The organism is uncultured Brachyspira sp. (genome assembly GCF_934747485.1).
GTDB lineage: Bacteria > Spirochaetota > Brachyspiria > Brachyspirales > Brachyspiraceae > Brachyspira.
In genome coordinates this window covers 25,897-45,650 of the sequence record NZ_CAKVGN010000017.1, presented here as the reverse complement: position 1 = coordinate 45,650, position 19,754 = coordinate 25,897, and the positions used below count along the sequence as shown (strand labels likewise).

The following is a 19,754-nucleotide window of genomic DNA, read 5'->3' as shown; positions in this document are numbered from 1 at the left end:
TAGCTATTTATATTATAAGGAATACCTACTTTATTTTAACTAAAAAACGTGCAATATCTATGGCTCCTAAACAAAAATTGTTTTAATAAAGTATTGACATAAAAGAAAAATAATTATATAATTGAATACCACTTAAAATATAAGTAGTCTAAATTTCGGAGATATAAAAATGGCAGGTAATAAAGTAAAAACCGAACAAATACATTTACAATGCACAGAATGTAAAAGAAAAAATTATATAACAACTAAAAATAAACAAAATGTTCAAGAGAAATTGGAATTAAAAAAATATTGTCCTCATGATAGAAAGCATACAGTTCATAGAGAATTGAAAGTTTCAAGATAATTTTTTATATATTTGGGTCAGTAGTTCAATTGGTAGAGCACCGGTCTCCAAAACCGGGTGTTGCAGGTTCGACTCCTGTCTGACCTGATTTTTTACTTAATTTAATATTAAAATTTAAGGTATTGTATATGGCAGAGAAGAAAAAGAACAAATTATTTAATTCTTTAGAAGAGATAAAAAAAGAGCTTTTTGAGAGAAGCGTATGGCCTACTCGTCAGGAAGTTCTTAATCAAACAGTAGTAGTTGTTATTTTGCTCATTTTGTCTGCTGCTTTTTTGGGTGCTGCAGATTATATAGTAACATTTTTGACTAGGGCGTTATTGGACGGCTCTATATTATCTTCTATAGTTTCATCAAAAATAGCTTTAGCTTTAATACTTCTTGTTGTTGTATTATTTGTGGTTTATTTTGCTATACGATACGTAAGAAAAAATAGATATAGTAGGTGATATATGTCTGAAGAAATGACTAAAGATTATAGATGGTATATAGTTCACACTCAGCATGGTTATGAAAATAAAGTTCGTGAACGTTTAGAGAAAAGAATTAAAGAAAATGGTATGTCTGATTTGGTAGTAGATATATACATACCTTCTGAAACTGTACAAAAAAACAAAAATGGTAAGAAAGTAACTAAAGAAGAGTTTTTTTATCCCGGTTATGTTTTAGTTAAAATGGTAATGAATGATGCTACACAATCTATGGTAAGAAGAACACCGGGAGTGGCAGGATTTATAGGAAGTCATGCTACAACAAAAGAGGAAGGAAATATTATTCCAACTCCATTAAGCGAAGCTGATGTTGCTCGTATATTTGAAGACAGAGAAGCTAAAAACAAAAATGATATTAATGAGCTTATAGGAATGGAATTTGAAATAGGGGAGAAGGTACAAGTTATAGACGGACCTTTCAATGGTTTAAATGGCTTAATAGAGAATATTAATGCTGATAAGGGTAAGGTTACAGTAAAAATAGAGATATTTGGAAGAAGTACCCCAACAGAATTAGACTTTAATAAAGTAAAGAAATTATAATAAAAAGAGGTAGTAAAAATGGCTAAAAGAGTAGTTGGTATTGTAAAGGTTAGAATACCCGGCGGAGAGGCAACACCTGCTCCACCACTTGGACCTGCATTAGGTCAGAAACAAATACAAATAGCCGCTTTCGTTAAAGATTTTAATGCTAAAACATCTAAAATGAAAGGTCAGCTATTAAACACTTATATAACAGTGTATGAAGATAAAACTTATACATTTGTTACTAAAGGTACATCAACTTCTACTTTAATAAAGAAGAAATTGGGTATCGAAAAAGGTTCCGGTGAGCCTAACAAAACAAAAGTTGCAACAATCAATCAAAAGCAGCTTGAAGAAATAGCTCAAGAGAAAATGGCTTATATGTCAGCTAATGATATAGAAGCAGCAAAGAAAATAGTTGCGGGTACAGCTCGTGCTATGGGTATTAAAGTAGAATAATTAAAGAAAATTAAAATAGGCAACACCATTTAATAATAAATGGAAGTACGCGTTTGAAAAAGGAAAGAAAAGATGGCAACAAAAGAAAAGAAAATAGGTGGCAAACGTTACGACGCTATAAGAAAGACTGTAGAGAAATTAACACTCTATTCTGTAGATGAAGCTATAGATTTAGCTAAGAAAAACGCTACCTGTAAATTTGATGAAACTATTGAGGTTACAATCAACCTTAATATATTACCAAAACACACAATAAGAGATACATTATCATTCCCTAATGCTTTCGGTAAAGAGAAAAGAGTAGTAGTATTTGCTCAAGGAGAGAAAGCAGATGAGGCAAAAAATGCTGGTGCTATGGAAGTAGGTTTTGAAGATTTAATCAGCAAAATTAAAGGCGGATATACTGACTTTGATGTTGCAATATCTACACCAGATTTAATGAAAGAAGTAGGTAAATTAGGACAGATTCTTGGTAGAAAAGGACTTATGCCTAACCCTAAAACAGGAACAGTTACACTTGATATAGCTCAGGCAGTAAAAAGCTTTAAAGCAGGAAGAATGGAATACAGAGCAGATAAATTCGGAGTTGTAAGAATGGCTATAGGTAAAGCATCTATGGACGTTAATAAGTTAAATGAGAACTTCAGAGCTTTTTATGATGAGATTTTAAGAAAGAAACCATCAGACTTAAAAGGTGATTATATAAAGAGCGTTGGTGTAACATCAACTATGGGTGTAGGTATAAAAATAGACCATAAAAAGATAAAATTATAATAATATAGCTGATAAACATTTTTATAAAGGAAGTCGTATTTTGTGATCCCATTATATGAATAGCTTTATAGAGATTGTTTAATATAAATAGAAGAAGGTGGATATATGCCTAATAAGAAAAATATAGAAACAGTTGCAGCTCTTAAAGAAAGTATGGGAAGTTGTGCTGGTTTAGTTTTCTTCGATTATAGAGGAGTAACAGTAGCACAGCTAACAGATTTGAGACGCGAATTAGCAAAAACTTCTTCTTCAATGAAAATATGTAAAAACTCATTAGTAGACATTGCTTTGAAAGATTTAGGCAGAGAAGTAAAAGATGAGATGTTTATTAACCCAACAGCAGTTGTATTTGCAAAAGAAGATATGCCTTCAGCTGCTAAGGTAATCAGTGAAGCCGCTAAAAAGAATGATAAAATCAAAATAAAAGGCGGTTACATGGGTGAGGATTTATTAGACCCTGCTAATGTACAGGTTGTAGCTAATATACCTCCAAGAGAAGTTCTACTTTCTCATCTTGTTACAGCACTCGAGTCTCCTATATCAAGTTTTGCAAACAGCTTGCAAAGCGTTATATCAGAGCTTGCTTATGTGCTTGACAGCGTTGAAGAGGAAAAAAAGAAATCAGCATAATATGTTGATATTAAATTAAAAAACAAGAAATTAAAGAAAACATTTAAGGAGAATAAAAATGGCTTTAAGTAAAGAAGAAATATTACAAGCAATAGAAGAAATGAAAGTTATCGAGCTTCATGAGTTAGTAGAAGCTATAAAAGAAAAATTTAATGTAACAGCAGCTATGCCAGTAGCAGCAGTAGCAGCAGCACCAGCAGCAGGTGGAGCAGCAGCTGCAGCTGATGAAGAAAAAAGCGATTTCGATGTTATTCTTACAGGTTTTGATGCAGCTCAAAAAATTGCTCTTATTAAAGAAGTTAGAGCAGTTAGCGGTTTAGGCTTAAAAGAAGCTAAAGACGCTGTAGAAAAAGGCGGCGAAACAATTAAATCTGGCGTTTCTAAAGATGAAGCAGCAGCTATCAAAAAACAATTAGAAGCAGCTGGTGGTAAAGTTGAAATTAAATAATATCATTAATATTTGATTATATTTAAGAAGGGTATGATTGTTTTTCTACCCTTCTTATTAGCGTATCTTGAGAAAATAAAAAATAGTATATAATAACTGTTATAAATATAATAGTGGAGATCTTTAAATATGTCTAATAACATTCAGATAGATAATAAAGTATATAAAGAACGCGGAGTAGAATTCGCAAAAAAATACAGAATGGAGAATGGCCGTGTAAACTTTTCACGTTCGGCTTCTGTGATAGAGCCTCCAGATCTCCTCGCTATACAGAAAGAATCTTATGAAAGCTTCCTTCAAAAAGATGTTCCTGAAAATAAAAGAAAAAATGAAGGCTTGCAAGAGGTTTTAACTTCTATATTTCCTATAGTGGCAACTAATGAGAAAATGCAAATAGAGTTTATCTCTTATTCTATAGGTGAGCCTAAAATATCTGAAAAAGAAGCTAGAAGAAGAGATAAAACTTATGCTTATCAATTTAAAATAAAAGTACAATTAACTGTAAGAGACCCAGAAAGAATAATAGAACAAGAAATATTTGTTGGTGAAATACCTGCTATGACAGATAGAGGTACATTCATTATTAACGGTGCTGAGAGGGTTGTTGTTTCTCAGATTCATAGGTCTCCGGGTGTTGTATTTAACCGCAGTGATAGAGATGCTATGTTTGTAGCTAAGATTATTCCAGATAGGGGTACTTGGCTTGAATTTGAACTTGATACCAAAAAAGATATAATGTATGTAAGAATTGACAGAAAGAAAAAACTTCCTGTTACAGTATTTTTAAGAGCTATTGGTATCACAACTAATGAAGAAATTTTAAAATTATTCTATGAAATTGATAAAATATCTTTAGCTAAACTTTCTGATGAAGAGAAAAAAGCAGCACTTATAGGAAGACGCTCATATTCAACAGTGTTTGATAAAGAAAACCCAGAAGAAATCATATTAAACCCAGGCGAGCTTATTAACCAAAACCTTGCTGAAAGACTTTTAATGAGCGGTATAGATGAAATTGAAGTATTAAATATGGAAGCTATAAAAGACAATGTTACTATAATTAATACTTTAGATAAAGACACTACAAAAAATCAGAAAGAAGCTTGCACAAAGATTTATAATGTAATAAGACCGGGCGAGCCTGCTTTAATAGAGAACGTTGTAAAAACTTGTAATGATTTAGTATTTGACCCTAAACTTTATGCTTTAGGTGATGTGGGACGTTATAAAATAAACAAGAGATTAAACTTCCCAGAAAGCGAGCAGGATAAGGTTTTAAGACATAAAGACATAATAGAGACAATCCGCTTTTTAATTAAAGTTTTCATAAATGAAGAGCAATTAGATGATATAGACCATTTAGGCAACAGACGTATAAGAAGCGTTGGTGAATTATTGGCTATACAGATAAAAACAGGCTTTACAAGAATGGAGAGAGCAGCGAAAGAGAGAATGCAAATGCAAGACATGGAAGCTGTAACTCCTCAATCACTTGTAAGCATAAAAGTAATACAAGCGGTAATTAAAGAGTTTTATGGTACAAGCCAATTATCTCAGTTCATGGACCAAAACAATCCATTATCAGAGATTACGCACAAAAGGAGACTTAATGCTTTAGGTCCTGGAGGTCTTACAAGAGATAGGGCTGGTTTTGAGGTTCGTGACGTACACCATACTCACTACGGTAAAATATGTCCTATTGAAACTCCTGAAGGTCCAAACATCGGTCTTATAGTTTCGCTTGCTACATACGCTAAAATAAATAAACATGGATTCTTAGAGACTCCATATAGAAAAGTTGTTAATGGTAAAGTAACTGATGAGATAGAATACTTAACAGCTCATGATGAAGAGCGTTATCATATTGCTGATGCTAATGCTCCTTTAAATGAAGATGGAACATTCAAAGAAAATCTTATTCCTACAAGATATAGAAGTGAATTCCCATATTCTACACCAGATCAAGTACAGTATATGGACGTTTCACCTCAGCAGATAGTTTCACTTTCAAGCTCACTAATTCCATTCTTAGAGCATGACGACGCTAACAGAGCTTTGATGGGTTCAAACATGCAGCGTCAAAGTGTACCTCTTTTATTCCCAGAATCACCTATAGTTGGTACTGGAGTAGAAGCAAAAATCTGTCAGCCCGGCACTGGTATTGCTGTTCATGCAAAAAGAGCTGGTAAGGTTATAAAAGTAGTTCATGATGAAATAGTTATTAAACCTACAAAACAAAATAGCGATGATGATTATGATGTTTATGAACTTATAAAATATCAAAGAACTAACCAAGATACTAATTATCATCAAAGACCTGTAGTTAATGTTGGGGATACTGTTAAAGCTGGCGGGCTTTTAGCTGACGGCCCTGCTACAGACCATGGTGAATTGGCACTTGGAAGAAATGTTTTGGCAGCATTCATGATTTTTGAAGGATACAACTTCGAGGACGCTATTCTTTTAAGTAAAAGATTAGTACAGGAAGATGTATTTACTTCAATTCACATAGAAGAGTTTTCTGTTGAAGCTCGTGAGACAAAATTAGATAAAGAAAATATTACAAGAGATATACCAAATGTACCAGATTCTGCGTTTAAAAATCTTGATGAGAGAGGTATTGTAAGAATAGGTGCTAAGGTAAAAGCTGGAGATATATTAGTTGGTAAGGTAACTCCTAAAGGCGAAACAGAGGTTACTCCAGAATACAGACTTCTTCATTCAATATTTGGTGAGAAGTCAAGAGATGTAAAAGATACTTCTTTAAGAGTTCCTCATGGTAAAGACGGTACAGTTATAGATGTAAGAGTTTACAGCAGAGAGAACGGCGATGAATTAAAGCCGGGTGTTGAGGAAGTAGTAAAAGTATTCTTAGCTAAGAAGCGTATAATACAAGAAGGCGACAAAATGGCAGGACGTCACGGTAACAAAGGGGTTGTTGCGAGAATTATGCCTATAGAGGATATGCCTTATTTAGAGGACGGTACTCCTGTAGATATATGTCTTAACCCTCTTGGTGTACCTTCTCGTATGAATATTGGTCAGGTAATTGAGATGTTGCTCGGTTGGACTGGTCATAAGATGGGATTAAAATATGCTTGTCCTGTATTTGAAGGTCCTAAGGAAGATGAGTTAAAAGAGGCTATGATAGCAGCTGGACTTAATCCTACTGGTAAAGTAAAACTCTTTGACGGAAGAACAGGTGAGCCTTTCAAAAATGATGTAGCAGTAGGGTACATGTATATGCTTAAGCTTAATCACTTGGTTGAAGATAAGGTTCACGCAAGAAGTACAGGTCCTTACTCACTTGTTACTCAGCAGCCTTTGGGCGGTAAATCACAATTTGGTGGTCAGCGTTTAGGAGAGATGGAAGTTTGGGCATTAGAGGCTTATGGAGCTGCTAATATGCTTCAAGAGTTCTTAACTGTTAAATCTGATGATATGACAGGTCGTGCAAGAATATATGAATCTATTGTTAAAGGTGATGTTATATCTTCTCCGGGTATACCTGAAAGCTTTAACGTATTGGTTCAAGAGCTTAGAGGTTTGGGTCTTAATATCACTATTCATGATGAAGAGGGCAATCAGCTTCCTTCTACTGAAAAAGAATTAAAGAAAAAAACCAAAAAACAAACTAAGATTTTTAAATAATTAGGAGAAGTTTAATGCAATTTACAAACTTTGACCAAATAAAAATAGGTATAGCAAGTCCTCAGGTTATGAGAGAGTGGAGTTATGGCGAAGTTAAAAAACCAGAAACTATCAACTATAGAACTTTAAGACCTGAGAGAGATGGGCTTTTTTGTGAGAAGATATTTGGAACTACTAAAGAATATGAGTGTTATTGCGGTAAGTTTAAAAGCAAGCGTTATAAGGGTGTTGTTTGTGATAAATGCGGAGTTGAAGTTACACATTTCAAAGTAAGACGTGAGAGAATGGGTCATATAGAGTTAGCTGCTCCTGTTGCTCATATTTGGTATTATAGAAACACTCCTTCAAGAATTGGACTTCTTCTAAACATGAATATTTCTCATTTAAGAAGCGTACTTTATTTTGAGAGATATGTTGTTATTGATGCGGGGGAAAGTGATTATTCTAAGGGTGATTTGCTTACTGAAGATGAATATAATGAAGCTTTAGATAGATATGGTGATAATATTCGTATTGGTATAGGTGCTGAAGGCATACGCGATATGCTTAAAGACCTTGACATGGACGAAGAAATCAGAAAACTTAGAGAAGAAATGATTAAAAAGGGTGAGAAATCTGACAGAAGACTTAGAAAACGTCTTGAAATTTTTGAAGATTTCAAATCATCAGGCAATGACCCTACTTGGATGATACTTGATGTAGTACCTGTTATTCCGCCTGAATTAAGACCTATGGTTCAGCTTGACGGCGGACGTTTCGCTACTTCAGATTTGAATGACCTTTATAGAAGAGTTATAAACAGAAACATTCGTTTAAGGAGATTATTAGTTTTAAGAGCTCCTGATATCATTATAAGAAACGAAAAGAGAATGCTTCAAGAGGCAGTTGATGCTTTATTTGATAACAGCAAGAGAAAAAAGGTTGTAAAAGGTCCCGGAAACAGAGCTTTAAAATCACTTTCAGATATGTTAAAGGGTAAGCAAGGACGTTTCCGTCAAAACCTTTTGGGTAAACGTGTTGACTATTCAGGACGTTCAGTTATTGTTGCTGGTCCTAGGCTTAAAATGCATCAATGCGGTCTTCCTAAAAAAATGGCTGTTGAATTATTTAAGCCATTTATTATGAAAAAATTAGTTGAGAATAATTCAGCTCATAATATAAAATCTGCAAAAAGATTTGTAGAAGAGGGCAGAGAAGAAGTTTGGGGAGTATTAGAAGAGATTGCTAAAGAGCACCCAGTACTTTTAAACCGTGCTCCGACACTTCACAGACTTGGTATACAGGCTTTTGAACCTGTACTTGTTGAAGGAAAGGCAATTCAGCTTCACCCGCTTGTTTGTCACGCTTATAACGCTGACTTTGACGGCGACCAGATGGCAGTTCACACTCCGCTTTCTGCAGAATCACAAATTGAAGCTTGGACTTTAATGCTTGCTCCGCATAACATATTAAACCCTGCTAATGGTGAGCCTATTGTTAACCCTACTCAGGATATAGTTCTTGGTATTAGTTATTTAACTAAATTAAGAACTGGCATGAAAGGCGAAAATAAAGTATTTGCTTCTCCTGAAGATGCTTTGCTTGCTTATGACAGCAATTTAGTTGAGCTTGAGGCAAGAATTAAAGTGCTTATGAAAGATAAAGACGGAGAAGAGAAATTTGTTGAAACTTCTGTTGGAAGAATTATGTTTAATCAGGTGATACCTGAGGACTTTAGATTCCAAAACAGAGATTTCGGAAGTAAAGATTTAGCTAAATTTATTCATGAAGTATATTTAAAACACGGTACTGCTACAACTGTTAATATGCTTGATGATATTAAAGAACTTGGATACAAAAGTGCTACTGTATTTGGCTCTACTATATCTGTATCTGATATACTTATACCTCCAATGAAGAAGCATGAAATTGAAGAGGCTACTAAACAGGTAGAACAGCTTAGAGACCAGTATATGAACGGTATTATTACTGATGATGAGAGGAGCCAGAAGGTAAAAGACTTATGGACTGCTGTAGAGGGTAGAATTACTGATGCGATGATGGATAATTTAAGACAAGACCAAGACGGATTTAACCCTATATATATAATGGCAGATTCCGGAGCAAGAGGTTCTAAACAGCAGATAAGACAGCTTGCAAGTATGAGAGGACTAATGGCTAAGCCTAATGGTGATATTATAGAGCTTCCTATTATTTCAAACTTTAAAGAGGGTCTTACTGTACAAGAATACTTTATCTCTACTCACGGTGCAAGAAAAGGTCTTGCAGATACTGCATTAAAAACTTCTAGTGCTGGTTATCTTACAAGAAAATTGGTTGATGTTGCTATTGGGGTTGTTGTTTCAGAGCATGACTGCGGTACTGTTAAAGGTATTGAGATTGAGCCTATTAAAGAATATGATGAGATTAAAAAATCATTAAAAGAGAGAGTTGTTGGTTTCTTCAGTAATGAACATATTTATCATCCTCAAACTAAAGAGCTTATATGTGAGGCTAATACTGAGATTACAGAAGAGATTGCTGATAGAATAGAGCAGGCTGGTATAGAAAAAATTAGAATAAGACATCCGCTTACTTGTGAAAGCAGAATGGGTGTTTGTCAAAAATGTTACGGTAGAAGTTTATCTACTAACACTCTTGCTTCTATTGGTGAGGCTGTAGGTGTAGTGGCAGCTCAAAGTATTGGTCAGCCGGGTACTCAGCTTACAATGAGAACTTTCCACATCGGAGGTGTTGCTACTCAGTCTGTTGAAGAAAATGAAGTTAAGCTTAATTATCCTATATATATTGAGCAGTTCTCTAACTATGTTGTACAGCCTAATGGCGTAAAAATTACAGCAAGAAACGGGGAGCTTTTAATAAGACGTGTACTTAATAAATGGGAAAAGAGCTCTATAAAAGATATATTAAAAGAAAACAATGCAAAAGTGCTTATTGGAGATATTATTGCTAATACAAAAGATGGTGAGGATATTAAGGCTACACATAATGGTACTTTGAAAATTACTAGCGATAATAAATATTTAATGATTACAGGTGCTAAGCATAATATACCTATTAAAGTGGGTAGTGAATATAGAGTTAATGAGAATGTATTTATTGATGCTAATACAGTAATTGCGAGCTTTGATGGTTATAATGAGCCTATAATATCTGAAAAAGCTGGTATTGTAAGGTATCAGGATATCATTACTGGAAGAACTATGGTTGAGGCTATAGACGAGCAGACTGGTAACGTTACTAAGATTATTCAAGAGTTTAAAGATGCAAGCATGCAGCCTAAGATACTCATTGTAGACGGTGATGATATTTTTGAAACTGATATACCTAATGGTGCTCAGCTTATGGTTGAAAATAACCAAAAAGTTGAAGTTGGTGAGGTTATAGCTAAAACTACTCGTATACAGCAAAAAAGTAATGACATTACAGGCGGTTTGCCTCGTGTACAAGAGTTGCTTGAAGCTCAAAAACCTAAAGATACTGCTATTATTGCTGGTATTGACGGTGAAGTTGAAATCGGCGGTTCTCATAAGGGTAAAAAAGTTGTTAAGATTAGAAACGAGTTTGATGAAACTAAACATTTAGTTCCTCATGGTAAAAAATTGCTGGTAAGAAATGGAGACCATGTAAAAACTGGTACTCAATTATGTGATGGTAAGATTAACCCTCATGATATATTGGAAACTCAGGGTGATTTGGCTTTACAAACTTATTTGCTTGAAGAGATACAGAGCGTTTATAATAAGCAGGGTGTAGGTATTAACGACAAGCACTTCGCTTTAATTATTAGACAGATGCTTAGAAGACTTGAGATTATTGATCCTGGCGATACTAAATATATTGTTGGTCAGTATGTTGATAAGTATGAGTTTGAAGAAGAGAATAGACGCTACGAAGAGGCTGGCGGTTCTCCTGCAAGCGGTAAGCCTGTACTTCTTGGCTTAACTAAAGCTGCTCTTAATACTGAAAGCTTTATATCTTCTGCTTCATTCCAAGAGACTACTAAAGTATTGACTAATGCTGCTATTAAAGGTAAGGTTGATAAGCTGCTTGGATTAAAAGAAAACGTTATTATCGGACATCTTATACCTGCTGGTACTGGTGTTAAACTTTATAATAAATTACATGTTTACAACAAAGAAAGCGGCGATATGAGTAATGATAATGATATAGATTCTTCAGCTAAAGAAGAAGATGTAATGCAAATTACAGTTTGATTGTAAAGCAAAATTGATGATATAATAAGCGATAGTACGAATTGTATTATCGCTTTTTTTATTGTAAAAAATTAAATTAGTTTTGTTAAAATATGGCTATATTATTTTATATTTATAAAAGTTATAACATTTGCACTTTTTGGTTCTTTTTGCGGCGGGAAAAAGAACAATAAAAAAATTTGATTAAGATACAATTATTTTAGTATATATTTAAATAACTATATTTTGTCAAAAAAATTTAAAGTTTTTTTATTTGTGGTGGCTTTGCCCCACACCCCCACTTCTTTTATTGGTATAAAAGAAGCAAAACAACTGCATTTTTATTCAAAATATACGCGTTATCTTACATTTTATATTATTATGAGCATGTAAATCTAAGGAACCAAAAAGTGCAAATATAGAATTATATTAAATATTTAAAAAACTTTTGAAACAACTCTATAAATAAAACTTGACTTATTAAATTATTTTCATATAATAAATGGTATGTGTAAATCAATTCAAATAATTATAAAAATAACCGCACCGCACCGCACCGCACCGCACTAATATCATATTTATCTAAAAATTTATTTCATATCATATTCAACAAGATAAAAAATATTGTATATAAAATAGCTGAAATTTTATTTTTAAAAAATATTATGTTTACTCCTAAACATATAAAATCTTATAACATATTCAATTTATTAATTATGTATATAAATTTATTTTATATAAATCAAACAAATTTAAGGAGTCTAAAATGTTAGAAGAAAATAATAATCAACAAAATCAAACAATTATATCTAGAAATGCAGATGAAAAATTCTGCAGTTTTTGCGGTAAAATCATTAATAAAGATGATGAAATATGTTCTCATTGTGGAGCAAGACAAATGATATACCCTGCTAAAAAATGGAGTACACTTTTACTTTTATGTATATTTTTACCTGAATTTGCAGCACATAGATTTTATGCAGGAAAACCAATAACAGCAATACTATTTATATTAACTGCAGGCGGATTTTTAATATGGTGGATAATAGATATTATTATGATTTTAAGCAAAAATTTTAAAGACTATCAGGGAAGAAAAATAATATCATAACAATAAAATAGAAAAAATGAATAATTATTCCATCTTAAATGCTTAATAAAAAAGGAGAAACAAATGAAAAAATTTATAGAGAGAATTAAAATATTTTGGAGTATGTATATAGTATTATTTATAATATTCTGTATAGGCTCTACAATAATTATGGGGAAAATAAATAAAGATGCAGTATCAATACCAATTATTATTATAATAGCTGTTTTATTTATAATAATATCAATATTATCCATTACATCATCTGAGGATAGTAAATTATTTGCTATGCTCTACAAATCAAGCAGAATTACTAGATATATAATGAGCATATTTACAGAAGCATATAGAAGATATGGACTTCTGACTGAAGATAAAAAATTAGTATGTTCAAAATGCGGAAGTATTTATCCAAGAACTCATTCATCTAAATGCGACAGATGCGGGGGAAGTTTGCATTGGAATTAGGATTAATTATATTAAATTAGGGCTGTATATTTTTATACGGCTCTAATTCAAAAAATATTAAATTATTAAGGAATAATTTTTATGAAGAAACTAATAATTTTTTTTATGTTCATAATATCTTCAAACATTTTTGCTGAAAATATAATAGAACTTTATTATTTCTATTATACTAATAAATTATATCATAGCACACTAAAAACAGAAATAATACCTAAAGACTGCATATTTATAAATGAATATTCAAATAATAATACTTACAAATATATATATGATTTTAAGAAAAAAGAAAAGAAATTATTTTATAAATATATCAATGATGAATATAAGTATTATTACTATGATTTTAATAATAATATGTATGAAAATTTTACAGATAAAAATATGTCAGAAAATTCAATGTATAAAGTTACAAAAAATAGATTTGGTGAAAGTTTATATGATAGAATAATATATGAAGATGGAAATTACTATGAAGATGATTTTAGTATTATGGATAGTTTAAAACAAAAAATATATTTCTATAGAAGCGATACTTATAATACAAATTATATAAATAAGGCGTATAAGTATAGTTTAACACAAGATGAAATAATTAATAAAAATTCTGCAGGAATATACTTATTAAAATATACAGAAAATAATAATGATGTGTATAAAAAAATAACTAGTATATTATGTTTTCAAAATGAATATTATTATGATATAAATGATGTAAATGTAGATGAAAAAAAATTAAAAAATTACAATAATGATGGTAATATTCAATTAATATATAATCCTCAATTTTATTATACTAGCACTATAGCTCAGTATATAGACAGCAAAGATTCATTTCTTAATTTATTAGTACCAAAAGGCTGGTATACTAATACGGACACTTATTATTTAAATGAAGATGAGTATAAAATAACAAATTATCTTGATTTAAAATCCAAACAAATAATAAAAAAAGATTATAATACAGTAACTAATGATTATTTAAAAAGCGTTATGAGCAAATCCAAATCTACTAAAACATATATATATTTAAAAAATTTCTACAATAAAGAAGATATGGAAAATAATGTAAATAAATATAAAGATACTGAATTAATTGGATTTATACCTTTAGAAATTTTTGAATATTATTTACAATAAAATAATAAAAACCTTACAGTATAATTAATATATAAAAATTATAATGTAAGGTTATAATTTTATTCTCAATTTGTATTTTTTAGTTTTAAATATTTGTGCAGTTTTTTCCTATTATAAATCAAAATATTTTACTTTGTATAAACTCTTCCGTTGTGTTTTGATTTTATTTTGGATACTGTTTCGCTAATCATATTAACAGATTCCATCACATCAGCAAATGTTTCTGGTCTTATAGATTGAGCTCCATCGCATAAAGCATGTTCTGGGTCATTATGTACTTCTATAATCATGCCGTCAGCACCTGCAGAAATTGCTGCTAAAGTAAGAGGTAATGCCATCCAAGCTTTTCCGCTTGCATGTGAAGGGTCTCCTATAACCGGTAAGTGACTCATTCTTTTTATTACCGGTATAGCTGATACATCGAAAGTGTTTCTTGTGTATGTTTCAAATGTTCTTATGCCTCTCTCACACAACACTACATTAGGATTGCCTTTATCTAATATATATTCAGCACTCATAAGCCACTCTTCCATAGTGTTAGCTAAACCTCTTTTTAAAAGTATTGGCTTTTTTAATTTACCTACTTCTTTTAAAAGCTCAAAGTTCTGCATGTTTCTCGCACCAATTTGAATCATATCAACAGTGTTTTCAAAATCTTCTAAATGTCTTATAGATACAATTTCACTTACTATAGGTATACCAACCTCTTCTTTTGCTAATTTTAATATTTTAAGTCCGTCAAGTGCTAAACCCTGAAAAGCATAAGGTGAAGTTCTTGGCTTGAAAGCTCCTCCTCTAAGTATTGAAGCCCCTGAAGCTTTTACGCTTTTTGCTATATTTATTACCTGCTCTTCGCTTTCAACAGAACAAGGTCCTGCTATAATTACAGGCTTTTCTCCGCCTATTTTTACCCCGCTTACATCTACTATAGTATCTTCTTTTTTGAATGCTCTATTTGCTCTTTTGAATGGTTCTTGTACTTTTAATACCTTATCTACGCCCGGTAATGTTGCTATTAATTCTTTATCTACTTTTGAAGTATCTCCTACAATACCTATAACTGTACAGTCTACACCTACGATTTTGTTTGTACCGAGTCCTAAATTAGTTAATCTATCTGTTATATTATTAACTTGTTCTTCTTTGGCATTTGCCTTCATTACTATAATCATGATTGTTTTCTCCTTAAAAAATATATTTATTTTTTATAATAATTAAGCATTGCGTTGTTTTATAATAATGCTTTTATTGTTTGATTAAATTAAAATGTATATATGTGTGGTTGTTTTAAAAAAGATACTCTGGCGTTTTAAACGCCAAAATAATAAAAAGACTTAAAGTAATAAGCTAAAAAATTGTTTGTATTTGAAATAATATTACCTTTCATAGTAATATATTATATTCAAAATAATTAAAAAGTCAATAGATTTATAATTATTTTTAATAGTTTTGGTAATATTTTTTTTAAGTTTTTGTGATTATATTGTTTTTAAATATTATTTTTAAAACTTTTTATTATATCACAAGCTTCTTCAACTTCTTTCATGCTAATATCTCTATGAGTTACAAATCTTAATTTATAATCGCCAAAAGAACTTGCTTTTACTCCCTTTTCTAAAAGTTTATTTACTAATTCTATTGATTTCTTTTGTGTTTTTGCTATTACAATATTAGTTTCAACTTCATCTAAACTCAACTCTCCCAATTTTGATTCAATTACAGCAGCGGCTATTTTTTTTGCTTTTATATGGTCTTCTTCTAATGAATCAATATTATTTTCTAAAGCATATATTCCAGCAGCAGCCATCAAACCAATCTGTCTTAATCCGCCTCCTATTAACTTTCTAATTTTAAAAGCTTCGTCTATAAACTCTTTTTTTCCGCATAACATAGCTCCCATAGGGGCTCCTAAGCCTTTTGATAAACAAAATGTAATAGAGTCTGTATTAGAGGCTATTTCTTTTACAGAGGCTTTTGATGCAATTGAAGCATTAAATACTCTCGCTCCGTCCATATGCATATGCACATTCTTTGATTTTGTAAAACTATATAATTCTTTTAAAACTTCTATTGGGTATACGCTTCCGCCATGCCTATTATGGCTATTTTCAACTTCTACTATATTTACATTAGACATATAATAAGGCTGAGGAGAAAAATAATCTTCTATTATAGATTTTGTCAATATTCCTCTTTTAGCTTTTACTGGTAAAGGCAAAACACCTGCTAATGCAGCTACTCCTCCAAGCTCATAATGTATAATATGTGATTCTTCTTCCAAGAGTATTTGTCTTGTTTTTGAAGATAATATTAATAAAGGTATTAAATTACCCATAGTACCGCTTGAAAGAAATATTGCTTTTTCTTTTCCTGTGATTTCTGCTGCCATATCCTGAAGTTTATTTACAGTAGGGTCTTCCATATAAACATCATCACCGCATTCTGCATTATATATCGCTTTACGCATTTCATCGCTTGGTTTTGTTATAGTGTCTGTTCTTAAATCATAAACTCTCATATTGTTGCTCCCTGTATAAAATAAAAACATATTATTTTTATTTTATATACCTATTTTGGTATAAAAATATAATATTACAATTTTTATATAATGTCAAGGATTTAAAAAATATTACTATACTTGATAAATTAAATATTATTAATATACTATTATTTATATATGAGTTTATTTGTATAAAAAAATATTAATTAATTTCCGATATTATTATATATAAATATTATAGTAGGTAAATAAAATATGTTTGATTTAGACGTTGTAAACGCTTTTAGTAAAGGTACAGTTGTTATATTAAAGAGTTATTTTAATTCTAATGTTGGTAAGGGAAGCATAAAAATACATAGAAATGCTAACCATGTCGGCGGAGTTATAGTTTTTATTGGTATTAATGGTGATTTGAGCGGAAGGCTTATGTTTAATATGAGTAAGGCTACTGCTTTTAAATTGGCTTCGGCTCTTAATATGGAATCTATTACTGTTATAGATGATATATTTATTTCTACTATAAAAGAATTTGTTAATATGGTTGCTGGGTCTGCTATCAATGAGCTTTCTACTAAACATATAGATTTGGATATGACTCCTCCTGCTATACTTATGAGCGACCAATTATCTATGCTTGAAAAAGAAAATGATAAGATACTTTCTATATGTTATAAAACAGAGCTTGGCGAAATATTTATGAATTTAATAATATTTAATCAAACTCCATCATGATTCAATATTTATTAATATTATTTGCTTTTACTCTTCTTATAAAATATATAGTCTCTAAAATAATAATAATAAAGAAAGCCAATATTTTTTTAAATAAATATTTTCCAGATGAAGATAAATTATATACAATAGAAGAAGTTTCAAATAGTTTTAAATTGGATAAAGAACATTTTAAATCACTTATAGGCATATTAGAAACGCATCAATATTTTAATTTTTTTAATAAGAGAGGCGTTACTATGGTAAAAGATTATTATTCAAGGTATGAGCTTAAATATTTAGTAGGGCTTCTTTTAAAGAAAAAGAAATTGAGATTTTAATATAGTCATCTTATCTATATACTAAAAATTTTCAAATTTATAAAAAATATTTTTAATGAATTATACTGTATATAAAATAAAAATTAATATAATTTAATATAATTTTTATTTTCACTTTCGCAAAGTATATCTAAATAACTTGAATAAAACAAAAATATAAATTAATATCAAAAGAATATTTTTTAAATAAAAATATTTGCAGGGCTTTGCACCGCACCCCACTTCTTTTGCGACCGAAGGGAGTGTCGGAGACGTGGCCCAAAGAAGCAAAAGGACTGCATTTTTATGAAGTACAATTTAGATATAGTTAAAAATACAATATATTATTTATATATTTCTTAGATATAAAACTAAAATATTTTGCATTTTTTGCAACTTTGACGAAGTCCGCACCGCGAAGGCGGGAAAAAGTTGAATAAAATAAAAAAATTATATAAATAAAAATTAAATCGCTGTAAATATTTTTAATTTAGTTTATTGTAACTAATAAATCTATTCCAACTTAGAAGAAAGTAAATCTTTTTCTATAGAGTTGCTTAAAAACTCAACAAATACATCATAAAGTATAGGGTCTAACTTCACATGCTTTTCTATAAAATCTTCTTTCATGATGTTTAGAGCTTCTTCAGGAGTAAAAGTTTTTCCACCCCTATATTTTCTTGCAGGGTCAATTAAAGCATCATATACATCTATTATCTCAAGCATCTTAGCAGGGAAATAAGCAAAAGCATCGCAGTCATCTATTACCTTAGCCTCATAAGACATAATCCTCGGTATTTGAAAGCTAGGAACTTTTTCTAATTTTAATTTGTATAAACGTTCATAAGGTCCATAACCAAGTCCATAATATTCATGATGCAAAGCAACAGTTAAAATAACCTCAAGAGAATATTCAGAAGTTTGGCTTACAAGAGTGTAACTGTTAAATAAATGTTTTTTTATTCTCTCATAATCTCTTCCAGATTCGCCTTCAAAATAATCCAAATCCTTCACTTTTCCTATATCATGAAGCAAAGCACCAATGGAATATAAGTTCATCTCTTTCTCTTCAACAAAACGCATACCATTATCAATACAGTCTTCGAGTGTTCTAAAGTCTTCGTATATTCTATATTTTTCTGAGGAAGTAGTCATATTCTCATAATATTTTTTATACACTGTAGGGAAAGCTGTTCTTATGCTGTGTATTAAATTTCTTCTTTTTATGAGATTGTTATAAAAGGCAAGAAAATTTACATAAGAAACAAAAACTCTGTTTGAATGAGCCATTACGCCGCCGTCAGAGAAATTTCTTAATTCTGTAAAAACTTTTTGAGTCTCTAAATTCTTTGAAAGCATATTAACTATAGTGTTTACCAAAGAAGTAGTAGTATCATTAATTTCCTGATTTTCTAATTTTGCCTGATCCTGTGTAATCTCATTTCCTCTAATTTTTTTAATACTTTCAAACATAGTAACCTTAGCAATAAGTCCTACATCATTACCGGCATCTACTATTTGCTGTGCTGTATTTCTGTTGATTGTATGTTTCTCATCAACTTTAATTTCTTTTAGTTCTTTATTGTAAGTTTCAATTATATTTACTTTCTCATTATAGCTCATTTTAGATATTTCAGAAATTTTCCTACTCATCTCTTCAGCAGCTTCTTTTGGAGTTTGAAATACATATTTAGTTGTTTCTACATATGCTGCTCCGGTATTAGTGTTTAATAATTTAAACTCATTTATAAAGTGAGAAAAACTTTTAGGAACATATAATTTTATATTAGAATATTTAGGATTATCTACTATAAGACTTAGCTGTTCTGTAGGAAAAGATATTATATTATTCTCTTTATCCATTCTAAATAATGGAATATTATGTGCTATTAAATTATCTTTAATTTCTTTTATTTCATCTAAAGTAAGAACGAGATATTTATCTATATTTAATTCTTCAGACATATTTATTAATTTTCCTTAATGTGAAATTTATAAAAATAGTATA

The 19,754-nt window shown here is 30.6% G+C and carries 17 protein-coding genes and 1 tRNA gene; 15 read left to right on the top strand and 3 right to left on the bottom strand.

The genetic code is table 11. The annotated features are described in order from the left end of the window. Positions 1-169 precede the first annotated feature (169 nt). From rpmG to Q0H31_RS04795, 13 genes are all read left to right on the top strand, one after another. Positions 170-346 carry a 50S ribosomal protein L33 gene (gene rpmG, locus Q0H31_RS04855; RefSeq protein WP_147731029.1) on the top strand — a complete coding sequence of 59 codons (177 nt, stop codon included), beginning with the start codon at positions 170-172 and terminating at the stop codon, positions 344-346. 14 nt (positions 347-360) lie between these two features. Then, positions 361-433: transfer RNA gene (locus Q0H31_RS04850), tRNA-Trp, on the top strand. Between the two features lie 41 nt (positions 434-474). Further along, positions 475-795 carry a preprotein translocase subunit SecE gene (gene secE / locus Q0H31_RS04845; RefSeq protein WP_295296111.1) on the top strand — a complete coding sequence of 107 codons (321 nt, stop codon included), beginning with the start codon at positions 475-477 and terminating at the stop codon, positions 793-795. A 3-nt stretch (positions 796-798) separates the two neighbouring features. After that, on the top strand, positions 799-1,380 hold the full coding sequence (gene nusG / locus Q0H31_RS04840; protein ID WP_295296110.1) for a transcription termination/antitermination protein NusG: 582 nt from the start codon (positions 799-801) through the stop codon (positions 1,378-1,380). Positions 1,381-1,398: 18 nt separating this feature from the next. Then, the gene (gene rplK, locus Q0H31_RS04835; protein WP_013244493.1) at positions 1,399-1,821 is read left to right on the top strand and encodes a 50S ribosomal protein L11; all 423 of its coding nucleotides are present in this window, start codon (positions 1,399-1,401) and stop codon (positions 1,819-1,821) included. Positions 1,822-1,893: 72 nt separating this feature from the next. Further along, positions 1,894-2,595: a 50S ribosomal protein L1 gene (gene rplA / locus Q0H31_RS04830; RefSeq protein WP_295296109.1), complete on the top strand. Its 702-nt coding sequence runs from the start codon at positions 1,894-1,896 to the stop codon at positions 2,593-2,595. 105 nt (positions 2,596-2,700) lie between these two features. After that, positions 2,701-3,225 (top strand): 50S ribosomal protein L10, encoded by a 525-nt coding sequence (rplJ, locus tag Q0H31_RS04825; protein WP_295296108.1) that lies wholly within the window; start codon positions 2,701-2,703, stop codon positions 3,223-3,225. A 58-nt stretch (positions 3,226-3,283) separates the two neighbouring features. Further along, positions 3,284-3,673 (top strand): 50S ribosomal protein L7/L12, encoded by a 390-nt coding sequence (rplL, locus tag Q0H31_RS04820; RefSeq protein WP_013244496.1) that lies wholly within the window; start codon positions 3,284-3,286, stop codon positions 3,671-3,673. Between the two features lie 129 nt (positions 3,674-3,802). Beyond that, positions 3,803-7,324: a DNA-directed RNA polymerase subunit beta gene (gene rpoB, locus Q0H31_RS04815; protein WP_295296107.1), complete on the top strand. Its 3,522-nt coding sequence runs from the start codon at positions 3,803-3,805 to the stop codon at positions 7,322-7,324. A gap of 14 nt (positions 7,325-7,338) precedes the next feature. After that, positions 7,339-11,541: a DNA-directed RNA polymerase subunit beta' gene (gene rpoC / locus Q0H31_RS04810; protein ID WP_295296106.1), complete on the top strand. Its 4,203-nt coding sequence runs from the start codon at positions 7,339-7,341 to the stop codon at positions 11,539-11,541. A gap of 877 nt (positions 11,542-12,418) precedes the next feature. Further along, entirely contained in the window at positions 12,419-12,631 is a 213-nt protein-coding gene (locus tag Q0H31_RS13220; protein ID WP_367117125.1) for a TM2 domain-containing protein, read from the top strand. A gap of 63 nt (positions 12,632-12,694) precedes the next feature. Next, positions 12,695-13,078, top strand: a complete 384-nt coding sequence (locus Q0H31_RS04800) for a hypothetical protein (protein ID WP_295296104.1) — start codon at positions 12,695-12,697, stop codon at positions 13,076-13,078. Between the two features lie 81 nt (positions 13,079-13,159). Continuing rightward, positions 13,160-14,215: a hypothetical protein gene (locus tag Q0H31_RS04795; protein ID WP_295296103.1), complete on the top strand. Its 1,056-nt coding sequence runs from the start codon at positions 13,160-13,162 to the stop codon at positions 14,213-14,215. A 128-nt stretch (positions 14,216-14,343) separates the two neighbouring features. On the opposite strand, the gene aroF is transcribed toward Q0H31_RS04795, so the two are convergent. Together aroF and Q0H31_RS04785 are read right to left on the bottom strand one after the other, a co-directional pair. Further along, positions 14,344-15,387, bottom strand: a complete 1,044-nt coding sequence (gene aroF / locus Q0H31_RS04790; protein WP_295296102.1) for a 3-deoxy-7-phosphoheptulonate synthase — start codon at positions 15,385-15,387, stop codon at positions 14,344-14,346. Between the two features lie 317 nt (positions 15,388-15,704). Continuing rightward, positions 15,705-16,733, bottom strand: coding sequence for a low specificity L-threonine aldolase (locus Q0H31_RS04785; protein ID WP_295296101.1), 1,029 nt, complete (start codon positions 16,731-16,733; stop codon positions 15,705-15,707). A gap of 237 nt (positions 16,734-16,970) precedes the next feature. Here Q0H31_RS04785 and Q0H31_RS04780 point away from each other — a divergent pair, with 237 nt between their 5' ends. Together Q0H31_RS04780 and Q0H31_RS04775 are read left to right on the top strand one after the other, a co-directional pair. Then, on the top strand, positions 16,971-17,447 hold the full coding sequence (locus Q0H31_RS04780; protein WP_295296100.1) for a chemotaxis protein CheX: 477 nt from the start codon (positions 16,971-16,973) through the stop codon (positions 17,445-17,447). Then, positions 17,444-17,767 carry a hypothetical protein gene (locus Q0H31_RS04775; protein WP_295296099.1) on the top strand — a complete coding sequence of 108 codons (324 nt, stop codon included), beginning with the start codon at positions 17,444-17,446 and terminating at the stop codon, positions 17,765-17,767. The genes Q0H31_RS04780 and Q0H31_RS04775 overlap by 4 nt, the downstream gene beginning before the upstream one ends. 492 nt (positions 17,768-18,259) lie before the next feature. On the opposite strand, the gene Q0H31_RS04770 is transcribed toward Q0H31_RS04775, so the two are convergent. After that, entirely contained in the window at positions 18,260-19,711 is a 1,452-nt protein-coding gene (locus Q0H31_RS04770) for an HD domain-containing protein (RefSeq protein ID WP_295296098.1), read from the bottom strand. Between the last annotated feature and the right edge of the window lie 43 nt (positions 19,712-19,754).

Excerpts from the sequence above, each read along its gene's own strand:
- Q0H31_RS04800 (WP_295296104.1), top strand. The coding sequence starts at position 12,695 with ATGAAAAAATTTATAGAGAGAATTAAAATATTTTGGAGTATGTATATA.
- Q0H31_RS04770 (WP_295296098.1), bottom strand. The coding sequence starts at position 19,711 with ATGTCTGAAGAATTAAATATAGATAAATATCTCGTTCTTACTTTAGAT.
- rpmG (WP_147731029.1), top strand. The coding sequence starts at position 170 with ATGGCAGGTAATAAAGTAAAAACCGAACAAATACATTTACAATGCACA.
- Q0H31_RS04780 (WP_295296100.1), top strand. The coding sequence starts at position 16,971 with ATGTTTGATTTAGACGTTGTAAACGCTTTTAGTAAAGGTACAGTTGTT.
- rpoC (WP_295296106.1), top strand. The coding sequence starts at position 7,339 with ATGCAATTTACAAACTTTGACCAAATAAAAATAGGTATAGCAAGTCCT.
- Q0H31_RS04785 (WP_295296101.1), bottom strand. The coding sequence starts at position 16,733 with ATGAGAGTTTATGATTTAAGAACAGACACTATAACAAAACCAAGCGAT.
- rplA (WP_295296109.1), top strand. The coding sequence starts at position 1,894 with ATGGCAACAAAAGAAAAGAAAATAGGTGGCAAACGTTACGACGCTATA.
- secE (WP_295296111.1), top strand. The coding sequence starts at position 475 with ATGGCAGAGAAGAAAAAGAACAAATTATTTAATTCTTTAGAAGAGATA.
- Q0H31_RS04795 (WP_295296103.1), top strand. The coding sequence starts at position 13,160 with ATGAAGAAACTAATAATTTTTTTTATGTTCATAATATCTTCAAACATT.
- nusG (WP_295296110.1), top strand. The coding sequence starts at position 799 with ATGTCTGAAGAAATGACTAAAGATTATAGATGGTATATAGTTCACACT.
- aroF (WP_295296102.1), bottom strand. The coding sequence starts at position 15,387 with ATGATTATAGTAATGAAGGCAAATGCCAAAGAAGAACAAGTTAATAAT.
- rplK (WP_013244493.1), top strand. The coding sequence starts at position 1,399 with ATGGCTAAAAGAGTAGTTGGTATTGTAAAGGTTAGAATACCCGGCGGA.
- Q0H31_RS13220 (WP_367117125.1), top strand. The coding sequence starts at position 12,419 with ATGATATACCCTGCTAAAAAATGGAGTACACTTTTACTTTTATGTATA.
- rplJ (WP_295296108.1), top strand. The coding sequence starts at position 2,701 with ATGCCTAATAAGAAAAATATAGAAACAGTTGCAGCTCTTAAAGAAAGT.
- Q0H31_RS04775 (WP_295296099.1), top strand. The coding sequence starts at position 17,444 with ATGATTCAATATTTATTAATATTATTTGCTTTTACTCTTCTTATAAAA.
- rplL (WP_013244496.1), top strand. The coding sequence starts at position 3,284 with ATGGCTTTAAGTAAAGAAGAAATATTACAAGCAATAGAAGAAATGAAA.
- rpoB (WP_295296107.1), top strand. The coding sequence starts at position 3,803 with ATGTCTAATAACATTCAGATAGATAATAAAGTATATAAAGAACGCGGA.